The organism is Monashia sp. HAY1-11D (assembly GCF_056868035.1).
Genome location: NZ_CP200320.1, coordinates 3,522,574 through 3,538,424 on the forward strand (window position 1 = coordinate 3,522,574; position 15,851 = coordinate 3,538,424).

The following is a 15,851-nucleotide window of genomic DNA, read 5'->3' on the forward strand; positions in this document are numbered from 1 at the left end:
GCTCGCCGACGGCCCGCTTCCCGAGGAGGACGACATGCCTGCCCAGGACCGCATCACCGACGTCTGGGGGGACCGGACACCGTACCCGCGCGGCGGCCGCTGGCCGGAGCGGGTCGACACGCACCTGGCCGACGGCGTGCAGGAGCAGGACGTCGAGCGCTGGGTGCGCACGGCGTCGACGCTGCACTCCAACGGTGACGCCTTCGACCTGGCCGTGCGCGCGGGCGCCGTCGTCGGCGTCCGCGGCCGGGCCGACGACCGCGTCAACCGCGGACGGCTCGGGCCCAAGGACCTGTACGGCTGGCAGGCCATCCAGTCCCCGGACCGCCTGACTCGTCCGCTCCTGCGCCGCGACGGACGCCTCGTCGAGTGCTCGTGGGACGAGGCGATGGAGGCCGTCGTGGGCCGGACGCGCGAGCTGCTCGACGAGCAGGGACCGAGCGCCATCGGCTTCTACACGACCGGGCAGCTCTACCTCGAGGAGTACTACGCGCTGGCGCTCGTCGCGCACGGAGGCATCCGCACCAACCACGTCGACGGCAACACCCGCCTGTGCACGGCCACCGCCGCGGAGGCGCTCAAGGAGTCCTTCGGCTGCGACGGGCAGCCCGGGTCCTACACCGACGTCGACCACGCCGACACGATCGCGCTCTTCGGGCACAACGTCGCCGAGACGCAGACCGTGCTGTGGATGCGCATCCTCGACCGGCTCGCCGGCGACGACCCGCCGAGGCTCCTCTGCGTGGACCCGCGGCGCACACCGGTGGCGCAGGCCGCGACGGTCCACCTGGCCCCGCGCCCGGGCACCAACGTCGCGCTGATGAACGCGCTGCTCCACGAGATCATCGAGCAGGGGTACGTCGACGAGGCGTGGGTCGCGGCGCACACGGTCGGCTACGAGGACCTCGCCACGACGGTCGAGCGCTACTCGCCGGACGTCGTCAGCACGATCTGCGACCTGCCCGCCGAGGACATCAGGGCGGCGGCCCGGCTGCTCGGCGAGGCCGAGGCGCTGCTGTCGACGGTGCTTCAGGGCTTCTACCAGTCGCATCAGGCCACCGCGGCGGCGGTGCAGGTCAACAACGTGCACCTGCTGCGCGGGATGCTCGGTCGTCCGGGATGCGGCATCCTGCAGATGAACGGACAGCCCACGGCCGAGAACACCCGCGAGTGCGGTGCCGACGGCGACATGGCCGGCTTCCGCAACTGGAGCAACCCGGACCACGTCGCCGACCTGGCCCGCGTGTGGAACCTCGAGCCGAAGAAGATCCCGCACGCCACCCCGCCGACCCACGCGATGCAGATCATGCGGTACGTCGAGGACGGGTCGATCCGCCTGCTGTGGGTGTCGGGCACCAACCCGGTCGTCTCGATGCCCGAGCTCGACCGGATGCGCTCGATCCTGTCCCAGGAACGGCTGTTCCTCGTCGTCCAGGACATCTTCCTCAGCGAGACCGCCCAGCTGGCCGACGTCGTGCTGCCCGCGGCGGCGTCGGGGGAGAAGACCGGCACCTTCACGAACGCCGACCGGACCGTGCACCTGTCCGAGAAGGCCGTCGAGCCGCCGGGCGAGGCGCGGCCGGACCTCGACATCTTCGTCGACTTCGCGACGCGGATGGGGTTGGAGGACAAGGACGGTGGACCCCTCGTCACGTTCCGGACACCGGAGGAGGCGTTCGACGCGTGGCGTGAGTGCAGCCGCGGCCGTCCGTGCGACTACAGCGCCCTGACCTACGACCGGCTCCGCGGTGGTGGCATCCAGTGGCCGTGCACGGAGGAGAGCCCCGACGGGACCGAGCGACTGTACGCCGGCGGCGTCTTCTGGGCCGGCCCGGACGAGTGCGAGTCCTACGGCCGCGACCTCGAGACGGGGGCGCCGATGGAGGCCCAGGAGTACCGGGCCCTCAACCCGTACGGCCGGGCCGTCGTCAAGGCGGCCGAGTACCGCCCGCCGCACGAGATGCCGGACGAGGACCACCCGCTCCAGCTCATCACCGGGCGCACGGTCTACCACTTCCACACGCGGACGCGGACGGCCCGGGCCCCCGCTTCCAGGCGGCCGCACCCGAGGTGTGGGTCGAGCTGTCCGACGTCGACGCGTCGGCGCTCGGTGTGGCCGACGGTGACCTCGCGGAGGTCCGCACCGCGCGCGGAGCGGTGCGGGCACGGGCCAGGGTGGGCGGCATCCGTCCGGGCGTCGTCTTCCTGCCCTTCCACTACGGGTACTGGGACACGCCCGAGGGGTGGCGGCCCGGGGAGCACGGCCGGGCGGCCAACGAGCTCACGCGCACCGACTGGGACCCGGCGTCCAAGCAGCCCCTGTTCAAGACGGCGGCGTGCGTGGTCAGCAGGGTCGAGGGTGCCGCGGCCGCGGCGGGCCACGCCGCGAGGGAAGGAGTGGTCCGATGAGGATCGGGACGGTCCTGAAGGACCTGCACCACGACGAGAACGAGCTGGTCCGCGCCCTGCTGCGCCTGTCCGACGAGCACCGTGTGGACCACGAGGTCTACCACGTCGCGCGTGACCTCGCGGAGTGGTCCAGCCGCCACGTCCGTCAGATCGCCACGGCCGCAGAGGAGTTCGGCGAGAACCTGGACCCGGCACCGGACGGGACGCCGACCATCGTGGACCAGGCCAGGCGTTGGATGTCCGCGCGGGCCGGACGCTCGTCGGCCACCGAGCTGGTCATGGTCCGCGACCTGCGCGACGTGTACCTCCGCGCGTCGGGCGTCCTCGCCGACTGGGAGATGATCGGCCAGGCCGCCCAGGCGATCGTGCACGACGGCCTCATGGAGCTGGCGGCACGTTGCGGTGCCGAGGCCAAGCGCCAGGCGCAGTGGGCCAACGCCAAGATCAAGGAGTGCTCCACCCAGGCGCTGGTCGTATGAGCGCCTCGGTGCCGCACGAGGCCCGGGTGCGGCAGCAGCCGTGAGCCGGGTCGTCGTCACGGGGGCCACCGGCAACATCGGCAGCGCCGTCGTGCGCGCGCTGCAGGGCCGCGGCCACGACGTCGTGGGTCTGGCGCGTCGTCCACCGGCCCGGACGACGGCGGCGACGCCACCGGTCACCTGGGAGACGGCCGACCTCGACCACCCGCAGTGCGAGCCGCTCCTGCGCTCACTCGTGGCCCACGCCGACGCGGTCGTGCACCTCGCCTGGGCCTTCCAGCCGATGCGGCGCCCGCGCTACCTCGCGCGCGCCTGCGTCGGCGTGCTCGACCTCGTGGCGCGGACCACCTTGGCGCACAGCGACGCCCGGTTCGTGCACGTGTCGTCGGTCGCGGCCTACTCCCCACGGCGCACCGAGGAGCTCGTCGACGAGGACTGGCCCCGCGACGGCATCCCCGGCGCGACCTACAGCCGGCTCAAGGTCGAGGCCGAGCGCGCCCTCGCGGCGCGGACCGGTCAGTGGCACGCTGCCGGTCGCGTCGCCGTCCTGCGGCCGTGCCTCGTGGGCCAGTACGACGCCGGCGGTCCGATGCTGCGATGCGGTGCGCCGGCGTGGCTGCCCGGGGGGCTGCTGCGGCACGTTCCCGTGGTGCCCGTGGACGAGCGGTTCGGCCTGCAGATGGTCCATGCCGACGACGTCGCCGACGCCGTGTTGCGCGTCGTCGAGCAGCGCGCCCACGGGTCCTACAACCTCGCCGCAGACGGGCTCGTGCGCGGAGCGGACGTCGCGGCCGCGCTGCGGGCCCGGCCCGTGCGGGTCAGGCAGGAGGTCGCCCGCTCGGCCGTCGCCGCCGCGTGGCACGCGCACCTGCACCCTCTCGACCCCGGCTGGGTCGACATGGCGCTGCAGGCGCCGTGGGTCGACACCCGCCGGGCGCGCGAGGCGCTGGGCTGGCGGCCGCTGCACTCCGGCGTCGACGTCCTCGGCGAGCTGCTCCGGGGGATGGCCGACGGCGCCGGCGGCTGCCGCTCCGGTGCCCTGCGCCCCCGGAGCGTCCTGGACGGCGTGCGACGCGGGCTCGTGAACGGCCCGGTCTCGCGGCGCGCGCTCACCTGACCGGCGCCTGCGCGTCGGCGCCTGCGCGTCGGCGCCTGCGCGTCGGTGGCGACGTTTTCGTCGCGGCCGTGACGGGTAGAGGCGAGGCAAGGCGTCGAGAGGAGAGCGCGTGACGACGACCGTGGCGGCGACCGACGCCGTCGTCATCGGCAGCGGCCCCAACGGGCTCGTGGCTGCCAACCTGCTCGCCGACGCGGGCTGGTCCGTCGTCGTGCTCGAGGAGCAGGACACACCCGGCGGTGCCGTCCGCAGCGACGACACCGTCGCCCCCGGCTACGTCCACGACACGTTCAGCTCGTTCTACCCGCTCGCAGTCGGTTCGCCGACGATCCGCGGTCTCGAGCTCGAGCAGCACGGGTTGCAGTGGGTCCACGCGCCGTCCGTCGTCGGCCACTCCTTCCCGGACGGCCGCTGGGCCGTGCTGTACCGCGACCGTGAGCAGACAGCCGCCGCACTCGAGGAGGACGCACCCGGTGACGGGGACGCCTGGCTCGAGCTGTGCCGCACGTGGGACCGCGTCGGCGAGGACCTCGTGCGGTCGCTCATGACGCCGTTCCCCCCGGTCCGCGGAGGACTCGGCTTCGGCGCCCGCGCCCTCCGCAACGGCGGGTTCGAGCTGTTCCGCCGGCTGCTCATGCCCGCTCGCGCCCTGACCGAGCAGCTGTTCCGTGGCGAGGCCGCCAGCCTCCTCGTCGCCGGCAACGCCACCCATGCCGACATCGGGATGGAGTCCCCGGGGTCGGGAACGATGGGCCTGCTGCTCGTCCTCCTCGGCCAGACGGTGGGGTTCCCGGTCCCGGAGGGCGGAGCCGGGCAGCTCTCGGCGGCCATGGTGCGCCGGCTGGAGTCGCGCGGCGGCACCGTCTGCCTCGGGGAGCGCGCCGAGAGCATCAGGGTCGAGGGCGGGCGCGCCGTCGCCGTGCGGACGGGCTCGCGTGAGCTGGCCGCGCGACGCGCGGTCGTCGCCGACGTGTCGGCCCCCGCCCTCTACGGCGGGCTCGTCGCCTGGGACGACCTGCCGGCCCGGCTGCGGCGCCGGATGGCCGGGTTCACGTGGGACCCCTCGACCGTCAAGGTCGACTGGGCGCTCGACGGTCCGGTCCCGTGGCGGGGGGCGCCCGCGGTGGCGCCGGGCACGGTGCACCTCGCGGACTCGCTCGACGAGATCACGCTGACCGGCGCGCAGATCAGCGCCGGCCTCGTCCCGGACCGGCCGTTCCTCCTCGTGGGCCAGATGGCGACGACCGACCCCACCCGCGCCCCCGCGGGAGCCGAGTCGCTGTGGGCCTACACCCATGTTCCGCAACGGACCCACGGCGACGCCGCGTCCGGGTCCGGCGCCTCGCCCGTGCGCGGCGTCTGGGACGACGCCGACCTCGAGGTCTTCGCCGAGCGCGTCGAGGCACGCCTCGAGGAGCGGGCGCCGGGCTTCCGCAGCCGGATCCGTGCCCGGCGTGTTCTCGGCCCCCACGAGCTGGAGTCGCGCAACCGCAACCTCGCCGGGGGTGCGCTCAACGGCGGAACCGCCTCCCTGCACCAGCAGCTCGTCTTCCGCCCCGTGGCGGGTTCCGGCCGCGCCGAGACGCCCGTGGCGGGCCTGTTCCTCGGCTCCGCGTCGGCGCACCCCGGTGGAGGCGTCCACGGCGCCTGCGGGGCCAACGCCGCACGCGCCGCCCTCTGGCACGACCGCATCCGAGCCCCCTGGAGGCGACCATGAGCACCACGAGCCGCGTCATCGCCCGGCCACCCGACGACGTCTTCGACGTGCTGTCCCACGGCTGGAACTACAGCCAGTGGGTCGTCGGGGCCTCCCGCATCCGTGACGTGACGAAGACGTGGCCGGAACCAGGCTCGGAGATCCACCACTCGGTCGGCTCCTGGCCGGTGCTCATCGACGACGTCACCACGGTCCGTCGGTGCGAGCGCCCGCGCCTGCTCGAGCTGACGGTCCGGGCCTGGCCGTCCGGTGAGGGCCGGGTGCTCATCACGCTCGAGCCGGAGGGGGAGGGCACGCTCGTCACGATGGAGGAGCACCCGACGAGGGGCCTGGTGACGTTCCTGCCCAAGGTGCTCGTCGACCCCGTGCTCGACCTGCGCAACCGGGAGGCGCTTGCCCGCCTGGCGCTCCTCGTCGAACGGGCACGGCAGAGCCCGTACGCCCGCTGACCCGCTCGGCCTACGCCCCCACGCCGTTGCCCTCTCCGTCGGACGCGACGTCGAGCAGGAGGCGCAGTGCCCGTCGCGTCGACCGTTCGACGACCTGCGCCGGGTCACCCGGCACGTGCCACAGCTCGGTGCGAACCTGCCCGTCGGGTCCGGCGACGCCGAACCACACCGTGCCCGGCGGCTGGCCCTCCTGGTCATCCGGTCCGCCCACGCCCGTCGTCGCCACGGACGTGTCGGCACCGAGCAGGTCGCGCACTCCGGTGGCCATCGCACGGGCGCACTCCCCGCTGATGACCGGACCATCGGGCACGCCGAGGACCTCGTGCTTCACCTGCGTCGCGTACGCGACGACACCGCCGCGGAACCAGTCTCCGGAGTCGGGAGCCGCCGCGAGCCGCCCGGCGACCTGGCCACCGGTCAGGGACTCGGCTGCGGCCGCGGTCCAGCCCCGGCGGCGCACCACGTCGGCCACCTGCTCGGCCAGGTCGGCGGCGTCCGTGTCGTCGGGGGGCAGCGTCTTCGGGTCGGTCGCGGTCACGTCCACGTCCTACCCGCCGCGGGGTTCCGGCAGCGGGGTCGGGCAGCCGTTTCACCGGATCGTGCACCGGGCCCCGGCCGGCCGGGTACGCGGGAGGCATGGCACCCCAGGACAGCACCACCTCACCGACGTCCACCACCTCGGGCTCCGCACGTCCCACGGCCTCGGGGGGACGGCACCGCGTGCCGGCGGACCGTCGCGAGGAACCGGACGCACCCACCGACCTGTCGAGGGAGTCGCTCCGCGCCGTCCTCGTGCGGGCGCGTCGCGAGTTCCGGCGCGACCGGCTCACCGACCTCGCCGCCGCCCTGACCTACTACGGGCTGCTCTCGCTGGCGCCGGCACTCGTCGTGCTCGTCGCCGGGCTGGGGCTGGCCGGCCCGGGCGTCACCGAGCGTGTCATCGCCCAGACGCAGACGCTCGCGCCCGGCTCGAGCGCCCAGTTCGTCGCGCAGCTCGTCCACCAGGCGCAGGCCAACCGCACCGGGGCGGGGCTCGGTGCGGTGCTCGGCATCCTCGTGGCACTGTGGTCAGCCTCCGGCTACGTCGCGGCGTTCATGCGAGCCTCGAACGTCGTCTACGACGTGCCCGAGGGCCGCCCGATCTGGAAGACCGTGCCGATCCGCATCGGCGTCACCGTGCTGGCCGTCGTCGTCCTCGTCGTCTCGGCCGTCATCGTCGTCGTCTCCGGGCCGGTGGCCCACCAGGTCGGCGACCTCGTCGGTGCCGGTGACACGGCCGTGCTGCTGTGGAACATCCTCAAGTGGCCGGTCCTGCTCGTCATCCTCTCGGTGCTCCTCGCCGTGCTCTTCTGGGCCAGCCCGAACGCGCGCCAGGGCGGGGTCCGCTGGGTGAGTCCCGGCGGCCTCATCGCCGTGGTCATCTGGGTCGTCGCCTCCGCCCTCTTCGCCCTCTACGTCGCGTTCTTCGCCTCGTACAACAAGACCTACGGGTCGCTCGCGGGCATCGTCATCTTCCTCGTCTGGCTCTGGCTGACGAACATCGCGCTCCTGCTCGGCGCGGAGATCAACGCCGAGCTCGACCGGGGCCGGGCCATCGCCGGCGGCCTGCCCGAGCACGTCGAGCCCTTCGCCGAACCGCGGGACACGCGCGCCATGGACGACGAGGAGCGCGCCCAGGCCGAACGAGCGGTGCGCTACCGCGCGGACCTGCCCCCGACGGACGGGGCGGACCGCGGTCCTGCCGACGACCGGGCCTGACGGCCGAGAGCGTCCCGCGCGCCACAGGAGGGGTGTTTCCCGCCGCCGAGGCCGGTCCGAGCGCGGTGAGCCCGTTTTGCGTGCGGGTGTGCCGGGTAGGAGACAGGTGACCCGCGGCCGCGCCGGTACGCGAGCCGCCCGAACGACTCCACGAGGAGATGCCGTGCCCGACGTCGTCGACGTGATCATGAACGACCACCGCGAGGTGGAGCGACTCTTCGACCTGCTCCGCGACCCGGGCACCCGGGCACAGAACGTGCCCCTGCTGGTCACCCTCCTCACCGCCCACAGCCGCGCCGAGGAGGCCGAGGTCTACCCGGTCGCCCGTGACGAGGCGGGGGCGGCCGACGACGTCGCCCACTCGCAGGCCGAGCATGCCGAGGCCGACGAGCTGCTCGCGCGCCTGCAGGAGACCGACCCCGCCTCGAGCGACTTCGACGCGGTCCTGTCGGAGCTCGTCGACGCGGTGACCCACCACGTCGAGGAGGAGGAGGAGTCGGTGCTGCCGGCGATGCGCTCGGGCCTGGACGACACCCGCCGTGCCGAGCTGGCCGACGCCTTCCTCGCCAGTCGCGCCGAGCACCTCGGCGCCGGTCCGGACGACATCACCCTGCAGGAGCGCCGCCAGCAGGCCGCCAACGCCGACCTCGAGGGCCGCGGCGCCATGGGCAAGGACGAGATCGCCAGCGAGCTCAAGGCCAAGGCCGAGGAGGAGGAGTCCGAGGGCTGAACGCTGCTGGTCGCTACGGTGGAGGTGGTCGCATGACGGACGGGTTCGCCCTCGGCTTCGGCTGGCTGCTGTTCGGGGCCATGCTGCTCGTGCTGGCCGTCCGCGTCCTCGGGACCCGGCGGTAGCCGTGGGCGACAGGCGGCGCTCGCGCGCAGCGGTGAGCCCCGGCCGGGCCGCCATCGCCGGCGCCCTGCTGACACTGACCGTGTCCTCGTGCGTCGCGCCGGCCTTCGACTCGGGTGCCTACGAGGAGAACGCCGTGCACGCGCTCGACTCCGCGACGGGTGAGACGCGCACGGCCGCCATCGCGCTGGAGGCGGCCCTGCAGGGCCGGGTCAGCCAGGCCTACCTCGACACCGTCGTCAGCGCGTCGGAGCAGGCCCTCGGACCGGTCCAGGACAGCTTCGGCGCGGTGGACGCGCCGTCCACGGCCGATGACAAGCTGCGCGACCGCGTGACGTCGCTGCTGCAGGACGCGTCGGACGGCTTGACCGACGCGCGCATCGCGGTGCGCCGACACGACCGCCCCGGCATGCGGGACGCCGTCACGACGCTGCGCAAGGCGGCCGACGCGCTCGAGACGGAGTCCGACGATCTGACGGGGAGTGGCTCGTGAAGAAGCTGTTCGCCCTGACGCTCGGGATCCTCACGGCCATCGGCGGTTTCGTCGACATCGGGGACCTCGTGACCAACGGTCTCGTGGGCTCCAGGTACGGCATGTCCCTGGCCTGGGTCGTCGTCGTCGGGATCCTCGGGATCTGCGTCTTCGCGGAGATGAGCGGGCGGGTCGCGGCCGTCAGTGGCCGCGCCACCTTCGACCTCGTCCGCGAACGGCTCGGACCGCGGATGGGGCTGCTCAACCTCGTCGCCTCGATGCTCGTGACGTTGCTGACCTTCGTCGCGGAGATCGGCGGCGTGGCCCTCGCACTCGAGCTGGCCTCGGACATCCACCCGTACCTGTGGATCCCGGTGGCGGGCGCCGCTGTCTGGATCGTCCTCTGGCGGGTCAAGTTCGCGGTGCTCGAGAACGCGTTCGGAATCGCGGGCCTGGCACTCGTGGTCTTCGCCGTCGCGCTGTGGCAGCTCGGCCCGGACTGGGCAGACCTGTGGCGACAGGCGTCCCGACCGTTCGTCCCGCACGACGAGAGCCACACGACGTACTTCTACTACGCCATCGCGCTCTTCGGCGCGGCCATGACGCCGTACGAGGTCTTCTTCTTCTCCTCCGGCGGGGTCGAGGAGCACTGGTCCCCCAAGGACCTGTCCACGATGCGCGCCAACGTCTTCGTCGGCTTCCCCCTCGGGGGGCTCATCTCGCTTGCCATCGCCGCCGTGGCGGCGGTCGTCTACCTTCCCGAGGGCATCGAGCTGTCGACGCTCGGGCAGGTCACGCTGCCTGTGCCGCTGGCGCTCGGGCAGGTGGGGCTCGTGCTCGTGCTGCTCGGCGTCTTCGCCGCGACCTTCGGGGCCGCCTGCGAGACAGGCCTGTCCGTCGGCTACAGCATCTCGCAGTACTTCGGGTGGCAGTGGGGCAAGTACGTGCGACCGATGCAGGCCTCGCGCTTCCACACCGTCCTGCTGGTGTCGGCGATCGTGGCGGTGGGCACGCTCCTGACGACGGTCGACCCGATCATGGTGACCGAGTACTCGGTCGTCTTCTCGGCGGTGGCGCTGCCCCTGACCTATCTGCCGATCCTCGTCGTGGCCAACGACCGCACCTACATGGGCCGGTATGCCAACGGGCGCCTGGCCAACACGCTGGGGTCGATCTACCTCGTCATCGTGGTCGTGGCCTCGCTGGCGGCGATCCCGCTGATGATCGTCACCCGGGCCGGGCAGTGAGGACGCCATGACATCGCAGCCGCCCGCACCCGTCCCCGCAGGCTCCCACACGCGTCTGCGCCTGCCCGAGGGCACAGAACGCGTCGACCTCGTGCTCCGTCTGCTCGACCACCAGGTCGTCGGTCCCGAGGGTGAGCTGCTCGGCAACGTCGACGACCTCGTGCTCGGCAGCCTCGACGGACGCTGGCACGTGACCGGGTTCGCCGTCGGGCCGGGCGCTCTGTCCGAGCGCCTCCCGGGCCTGCTCGGCGACTGGGTCGGGGCGGTCTGGCGCCGGCTCCATCCGGACCCGGACCCGCAGCCGGTCGTCGTCCCCATCGAGCACGTGACGCGGATCGGTTCGGCCATCGAGGTGGACGCCGAGGCGGCCCGCGCCCTCGCGGGGGTGCAGGGCCTGGAGCTGTGGCTGCGCCGGTACCTCACGGGGCGCCTCCCGGGGGCGACGGACGGGGGCGACGAACGGGACGAGAACCGGGTCGACAGCGACTCGCGAACGGGTGAGCCGCCGCACCGCACGGGTCCTGCCGCAGCCGGTGAGCCGGGGTGGCGGCCGGCGCCGGACGCCGTGCTGGCGAGTGCCGTGCTCGGTCGTGAGGTGTTCTCGGCGGATGGTCGCCGTCTGGGGCAGGTCGTCGAGCTGCACGGTGCGGGGCGACCGGCCGGTGCCCACCAGGTACCGATCGAGGTGGTGGCGGTGCAGGTCGGCCCGCACGGTCGCGGCACGCAGCTCGGCTACACGGACGACCCACGCCAGGGTCCGGCCATCGTCGGCGCGCTCGTGCGTCGGTGGCAGCGGGCGAACCGCGTGGTTTCCGTGGAAGGCGTGGCCGGTTGGCCCCGGGACCGGCTCGTGGTCGCCGACGCCGACCGGACCGTGCACCCGCACATCGCGTGGTGACCGGCGTCACCCGATGTCGACGATGGACTCCCAGCTCGCCGTCCGCCCGAGGTCGTGCAGGTAGGGACCGAAGCCCTCCGGGGCACGTGCCGTGTCGCGCAGGGAGGTGACGACGCCGGCGGGAGTCTCCTCGACGCGTCCACCGACCCGGCGCACCGCCTCGACGAGCGCCACGTCCTCGTTGGCCAGCAGCGAGCGGAAGCCGCCGGCCGCCCGGTACGTCGACAGGCGCACGCCCAGGTTGGCGCCGTGGACGCGCCGGTGGCCGCCGGCCTCGTGACGAGCCCGGACCCAGCGGGACAGGGCAGCCGGCTCGGGGTCGTTCTCGGGTTCGACGGGGCCCACGACGGCGTCGGCGCCTGCCTCCGCGAGCTGCACGTGGAGGATCAGCCAGTCCTCCGGCACCCTGCTGTCGGCATCGGTGCACGCGATCCAGACCCGGTCGCCGGCTGCCGCCGTCCGGCAACGGGCCAGGTGCACCGCATGGTCGACCCCGAGGGCGCGGGCCCGCCCGACGCCCCCACTCGTCGTCACGACGGAGACGGAGGGGTAGCCGGCAGCCACCCGGGCCGAGCGGTCGGTGCAGGCGTCGAGCGCCACGACGACCACGACGGAGACGTCGGGCCGAATCCGGCCGAGGGCCTCGGTGGCCCGGACGACCGAGGACAGGCAGGTACCGAGCAGGCGCTCCTCGTTCCGGGCCGGGACGACGACGGCCACGTGGGTCAGGGCGTCGGCATCGGGCCTCGCTGCGGCGGTCCGCGTCACGAGCGGCTCCTTCCAGGTCGGTGGCATCGTTCCCGATGCCGGTGTCGGCGGGGGAGTGCGGGGGAGTGCATGGGCCGCCCGGAGTCGGCGCAACCGGGCGGTCGCGCACCCCTTACCCCGCGGAGCGGTCCGTGACTCGCCTCGCCCGCCCTGCGTCACGACGGGCGCGACGCAGGGCGGACGACGCCGTCCCGACTGCGCTTCTGAACCGGGACGGCGCCGCCGTCTGCCGGTGTACCCCGACCTCCGATCCTCGATGCAGGGACGGGCGGCCGGCTGGACCGGGGCATCTGGTCGGAGCGCTACGTCACTGCTCACTCTCACTGAGCAGTGACGTACACGCTGACCCCCCACCGGCCCCGGGACACCCCGGCCGAGCGCTACGTCACTGCTCACTCTCACTGAGCAGTGACGCAGGGGCCGTGCCGGTCACCCCTCGGTGACGGCGCCGGAGCGACGTCGCCGCCGGGAGGCGGCCAGCGTCTCGTGGGGGGCCTCGCCGTACCGGTGACGGTAGGCGGCCGCGAACCGGCCCTGGTGGTAGAACCCCCAGCGCATCGCCACGTCGATGACGGTCGGGGACGGGTCACGGTCGCCCGACCCCAGCTCGCGGTGGGCCCGGTCGAGGCGGACCCGGCGCACGTACTCCGACGGCGTGGTCTCGAGGTACTTGCGAAAGGCGTTCTGCAGGGCCCGCGGCGTCACGGCTGCCGCCGAGGCCATGTCCGGCAGCGACACCGGCTCGGCGACGTGCGCCTCGATGAAGTCCAGAGCCCGGCACAGCGCGCGGGACGGTGCCGCGTCCTCGCGGTCGGCCTCGGTCGGTCCGAGGTCGGCCGTCGACGGGAAGGCCCGCAGGACCGCGGCCGCGAGGTCGTGCGAGGCCGTCTGGCGCACGAGGGAGGACGGGGTGGCCGCGGCGCTCGACAGCGTGTGGGCCACCGCCTCGACGGCCGACCGCAGCGCCGCACCCCGTTGCGCCGTCACGGGGCGGTGGTGCAGCAGGCGCACGGGGGCATCCTCCTCACCCCGGCCGGCGGCCACCTCCGTCAGCAGGCGCGGGTCGAACATGGTGACGCTGTAGCGAGCGCGGTTCACCGTGCCGGCGTACGGCCGGTCCGGCGGTGAGAGGGTGAAGACCTCGCCCGCGCCGAAGGTGCGGCTGTGCCGACCACCTCCGACGCGGTGGTCCTCGATCCTGCCGTCGTCGATGCTGCACAGGCTGATCCGCCCGAGCGGCACGACGTCGTACCGCATCTCGAAGTCGACGTCGACATGGTCGATGGTGAGCGCGTCCGGCCCCTCCACCCGGTCGAGGTGGGCGTGCGGGTGCGGTGTGGTGCTGCGGACGCGCATCGGCGCGTAGGCCGCGCTGAGGAACTTCTCGATGCGGTCGAGGTCGGTGCTGTCGAAGACCACGGCGTCCATGGGGGGATCCGTTCGCCGGCGGCCGGTGAGGCCGTCATCGTCCCTCGTCCGAGGGGACGGGGGAGCCGCGGTCTGACCCCGACCCGTCTCCTCGACAGTACCCGTTCCCGCCCTTCCTCTGGCGCTGCGGGTCTCGGGGCGCGTGCCGGAGGACACAACAGCATGTGTTTGCCTCACGCCTCCGGCATCGTCTAGGTTCGTCTCGAGCGCATGACCCTGCGCCTGCTCGAGTTCGCCCGACCGCCGTGTGTCCGCGGTCCTGCACCATCTCGGTCCCGAGTGGTGCCAAGGATCGGAGACACCTCCATGTCGATGCCCACGTCCCCCGTCCGTCGACCTGGCCCCCGCGTCGGTGGGGCTCGTCGATGAGCACGCAAACCGCCCCGGTGGGCGAGCCCTCGCTCGAGCCTGCCGCCTGGCCGGTGGCCAGCGCGGCCGCGCGCCTGCGCGAGACTGTCGGCGCGGTGCGCGACGTGCTTCGCGTCAGGGGCATCGCGCTCGTGCTGCTCGACGAGGAGGACCGGGCGCGTGAGGTGACCGCCATCGGTGACGACGCCTCGCGGCTCGTCGAGGCGGAGTGGCGGCTCGGCGTCGGTCCCGCCGTCGACGTCGTCGCCGAGGGGGCGCCGGTCACCGTCGTCGACCTCCAGGACGAGCCGCGGTACGTCGGGCTGGGCTGCCGTGAGACGGTCCCGGCCGCCCGGGCGGTGCTCTCCGTGCCCGTGCGCCTGCCGGGCGGGGGGCCGTACGACGTCATGGGCACCCTCGACCTCGTGCACGACCGGCCCCACACGTGGTCGACCGTCGAGGTCGGGACCGCCGAGGCCTTCGCCGGTGCCGTCGCCGCCCTCCTGCAGTTCACGGCGTGCGTCGGCCACGCCGGCGCCGACGACCGGGGTGGCTCTGGGGGTCGCGGGTGAGCGCCGGAGTCAACCCGGCGGCCCTCGCCGCCAGCCTGCGTCGCCTCGACCGGCGGGGCGACACCATCTCGCTGCGACCCTCGCTCCAGCGGGTCATCGAGGCATGCGACCAGCTGTTCGACGTCGACGGGAGCGGCCTCATGCTCACCGACGAGCACGGCGACCTCCACTACACCGCGGCGTCCGACGGACCGGGGAGGCTGCTCGAGCAGGCGCAGATCGAGACCGGGCAGGGGCCGTGCATCGACACCTTCAGCCAGGACATGGCGGTGGAGACGCAGGACGTCAGGGCCGACGAGCGGTGGCCCGACCTCGGGCCACGGCTCGAGGGACTCGGCGTCGCGGCGGTGCTCGGTGTTCCGGTGCACCTGGCCGGCGTCTGTGTCGGCAGCCTCAACCTGTACAAGGCCCGCCCGGTGGCGTGGGACCTGGCCATGCAGTCGGCCCTCGAGAAGTTCGCCGGGGTGGCCGAGACGATGATGTCGGCCGCTGTCGCGGCGGACCATGCCGGCGAGCTCGCCAGCCAGCTGTCCTACGCCCTGGAGTACCGGGCCCCGATCGAGCGGGGGGTCGGCTACCTCATGGGCCGTGACGGACTCTCCCAGGCGGACGCCTTCCAGGTCCTGCGCTCGGCGGCCCGCAGCAGCCGGCGCAAGATCGGCGAGGTCGCCGCGCAGCTGTTGGACACCGGGCGGCTACCCGGGGAGGACCTGCCATGAGCGACGAGGGCACCATCATGACCGGGGACGGCGAGGCCGTGGTCGGCGACCGTCCCCCGGCACCGGATGGCTTCCGGCCGACGCCGGTGCTGCCGGACGAGGCCCGTCGGGCCCTGGCGCGTCTCGTCGACGACCTCTCCACCGGGGCGCAACGCCCGGGCGGCCGGACCGGTCCGGCCACGCCGGCCGATGCGTTCGAGGAGCCGCTCCGCGCGCTCGTCGAGGCGCTCGCGGCCGCCGACGGCGCCGCGAGCGAGCTGCGCGCGCTCGCCGAACAGGCGGTGGCGCTGCACCACGAGCGCGACCACCTGCGGACCGCCCTGGCCACGAACCGCACCATCGGCGCAGCGGTGGGGATCATCATGACCCGGCACCGGCTGACCTACGCGGACGCGTTCGACCGGCTCGTGACGGCGAGCCAGCGCGCCAACCGCAAGCTGCGCGACATCGCGGGGGTCGTCGTCGAGACCGGGGCGCTGCCGGACGGGAGTGAGGCCGGCTAGCCCCCGGCAGCGCGACACGGGTAGCGTCGGAGGCAACGCACGGGGCACGAGTCGCATGGACCCACGGACCCGCCGGTCGCCGTTGCGGCGGCAGCCGCCGTGGAGCCGACGAGA

Annotated in this window: 15 protein-coding genes and 1 pseudogene; 13 read left to right on the forward strand and 3 right to left on the reverse strand. The window is 73.8% G+C overall.

Features of this window, described 5'->3' with window-relative positions:
• The first annotated feature begins 34 nt into the window (after positions 1-34).
• The 5 genes and pseudogenes from AC1VM9_RS16280 (at position 35) to AC1VM9_RS16300 (ending at position 6,171) form a co-directional block, all read left to right on the forward strand.
• Positions 35-2,409, forward strand: a pseudogene (locus AC1VM9_RS16280) (molybdopterin oxidoreductase family protein).
• Positions 2,406-2,888, forward strand: a complete 483-nt coding sequence (locus AC1VM9_RS16285; RefSeq protein ID WP_481338774.1) for a hypothetical protein — start codon at positions 2,406-2,408, stop codon at positions 2,886-2,888. Before AC1VM9_RS16280 ends, AC1VM9_RS16285 begins: the two are co-directional and overlap by 4 nt.
• A gap of 40 nt (positions 2,889-2,928) precedes the next feature.
• Positions 2,929-4,005 carry an NAD-dependent epimerase/dehydratase family protein gene (locus AC1VM9_RS16290; RefSeq protein ID WP_483123388.1) on the forward strand — a complete coding sequence of 359 codons (1,077 nt, stop codon included), beginning with the start codon at positions 2,929-2,931 and terminating at the stop codon, positions 4,003-4,005.
• Positions 4,006-4,114: 109 nt separating this feature from the next.
• Entirely contained in the window at positions 4,115-5,722 is a 1,608-nt protein-coding gene (locus AC1VM9_RS16295; RefSeq protein WP_481346145.1) for a phytoene desaturase family protein, read from the forward strand.
• Complete coding sequence (locus tag AC1VM9_RS16300) at positions 5,719-6,171, forward strand: SRPBCC family protein (RefSeq protein ID WP_481338768.1); 453 nt, start codon at positions 5,719-5,721, stop codon at positions 6,169-6,171. The genes AC1VM9_RS16295 and AC1VM9_RS16300 overlap by 4 nt, the downstream gene beginning before the upstream one ends.
• A gap of 10 nt (positions 6,172-6,181) precedes the next feature.
• Here AC1VM9_RS16300 and AC1VM9_RS16305 read toward each other — a convergent pair whose 3' ends face one another.
• A complete protein-coding gene (locus AC1VM9_RS16305; protein WP_483123389.1) occupies positions 6,182-6,709 on the reverse strand; it encodes a CinA family protein in 528 nt (175 codons plus the stop codon).
• A 182-nt stretch (positions 6,710-6,891) separates the two neighbouring features.
• Here AC1VM9_RS16305 and AC1VM9_RS16310 point away from each other — a divergent pair, with 182 nt between their 5' ends.
• From AC1VM9_RS16310 to AC1VM9_RS16330, 5 genes are all read left to right on the forward strand, one after another.
• Positions 6,892-7,929 carry a YihY/virulence factor BrkB family protein gene (locus tag AC1VM9_RS16310; RefSeq protein ID WP_483123390.1) on the forward strand — a complete coding sequence of 346 codons (1,038 nt, stop codon included), beginning with the start codon at positions 6,892-6,894 and terminating at the stop codon, positions 7,927-7,929.
• Positions 7,930-8,092: 163 nt separating this feature from the next.
• A complete protein-coding gene (locus tag AC1VM9_RS16315) occupies positions 8,093-8,659 on the forward strand; it encodes a hemerythrin domain-containing protein (protein WP_481338762.1) in 567 nt (188 codons plus the stop codon).
• A gap of 157 nt (positions 8,660-8,816) precedes the next feature.
• Positions 8,817-9,275, forward strand: a complete 459-nt coding sequence (locus tag AC1VM9_RS16320) for a hypothetical protein (protein WP_483123392.1) — start codon at positions 8,817-8,819, stop codon at positions 9,273-9,275.
• Positions 9,272-10,501, forward strand: a complete 1,230-nt coding sequence (locus AC1VM9_RS16325; protein WP_481338758.1) for an NRAMP family divalent metal transporter — start codon at positions 9,272-9,274, stop codon at positions 10,499-10,501. The genes AC1VM9_RS16320 and AC1VM9_RS16325 overlap by 4 nt, the downstream gene beginning before the upstream one ends.
• 7 nt (positions 10,502-10,508) lie before the next feature.
• On the forward strand, positions 10,509-11,399 hold the full coding sequence (locus AC1VM9_RS16330; protein ID WP_483123393.1) for a PRC-barrel domain-containing protein: 891 nt from the start codon (positions 10,509-10,511) through the stop codon (positions 11,397-11,399).
• Between the two features lie 6 nt (positions 11,400-11,405).
• Here AC1VM9_RS16330 and AC1VM9_RS16335 read toward each other — a convergent pair whose 3' ends face one another.
• Both AC1VM9_RS16335 and AC1VM9_RS16340 read right to left on the reverse strand, forming a co-directional pair.
• The gene (locus AC1VM9_RS16335) at positions 11,406-12,167 is read right to left on the reverse strand and encodes a glycosyltransferase family 2 protein (RefSeq protein ID WP_481338754.1); all 762 of its coding nucleotides are present in this window, start codon (positions 12,165-12,167) and stop codon (positions 11,406-11,408) included.
• 429 nt (positions 12,168-12,596) lie between these two features.
• The gene (locus AC1VM9_RS16340; RefSeq protein ID WP_483123395.1) at positions 12,597-13,595 is read right to left on the reverse strand and encodes a helix-turn-helix transcriptional regulator; all 999 of its coding nucleotides are present in this window, start codon (positions 13,593-13,595) and stop codon (positions 12,597-12,599) included.
• Between the two features lie 365 nt (positions 13,596-13,960).
• On the opposite strand from AC1VM9_RS16340, the gene AC1VM9_RS16345 reads away from it, so the two are divergent.
• The 3 genes from AC1VM9_RS16345 to AC1VM9_RS16355 are packed head-to-tail and all read left to right on the forward strand — an operon-like array spanning position 13,961 to position 15,737.
• The gene (locus AC1VM9_RS16345; protein WP_481347573.1) at positions 13,961-14,515 is read left to right on the forward strand and encodes a GAF domain-containing protein; all 555 of its coding nucleotides are present in this window, start codon (positions 13,961-13,963) and stop codon (positions 14,513-14,515) included.
• Positions 14,512-15,234 carry a GAF and ANTAR domain-containing protein gene (locus AC1VM9_RS16350; RefSeq protein ID WP_481347572.1) on the forward strand — a complete coding sequence of 241 codons (723 nt, stop codon included), beginning with the start codon at positions 14,512-14,514 and terminating at the stop codon, positions 15,232-15,234. Before AC1VM9_RS16345 ends, AC1VM9_RS16350 begins: the two co-directional genes overlap by 4 nt.
• The gene (locus AC1VM9_RS16355; RefSeq protein ID WP_483123396.1) at positions 15,231-15,737 is read left to right on the forward strand and encodes an ANTAR domain-containing protein; all 507 of its coding nucleotides are present in this window, start codon (positions 15,231-15,233) and stop codon (positions 15,735-15,737) included. The genes AC1VM9_RS16350 and AC1VM9_RS16355 overlap by 4 nt, the downstream gene beginning before the upstream one ends.
• Positions 15,738-15,851 lie beyond the last annotated feature (114 nt).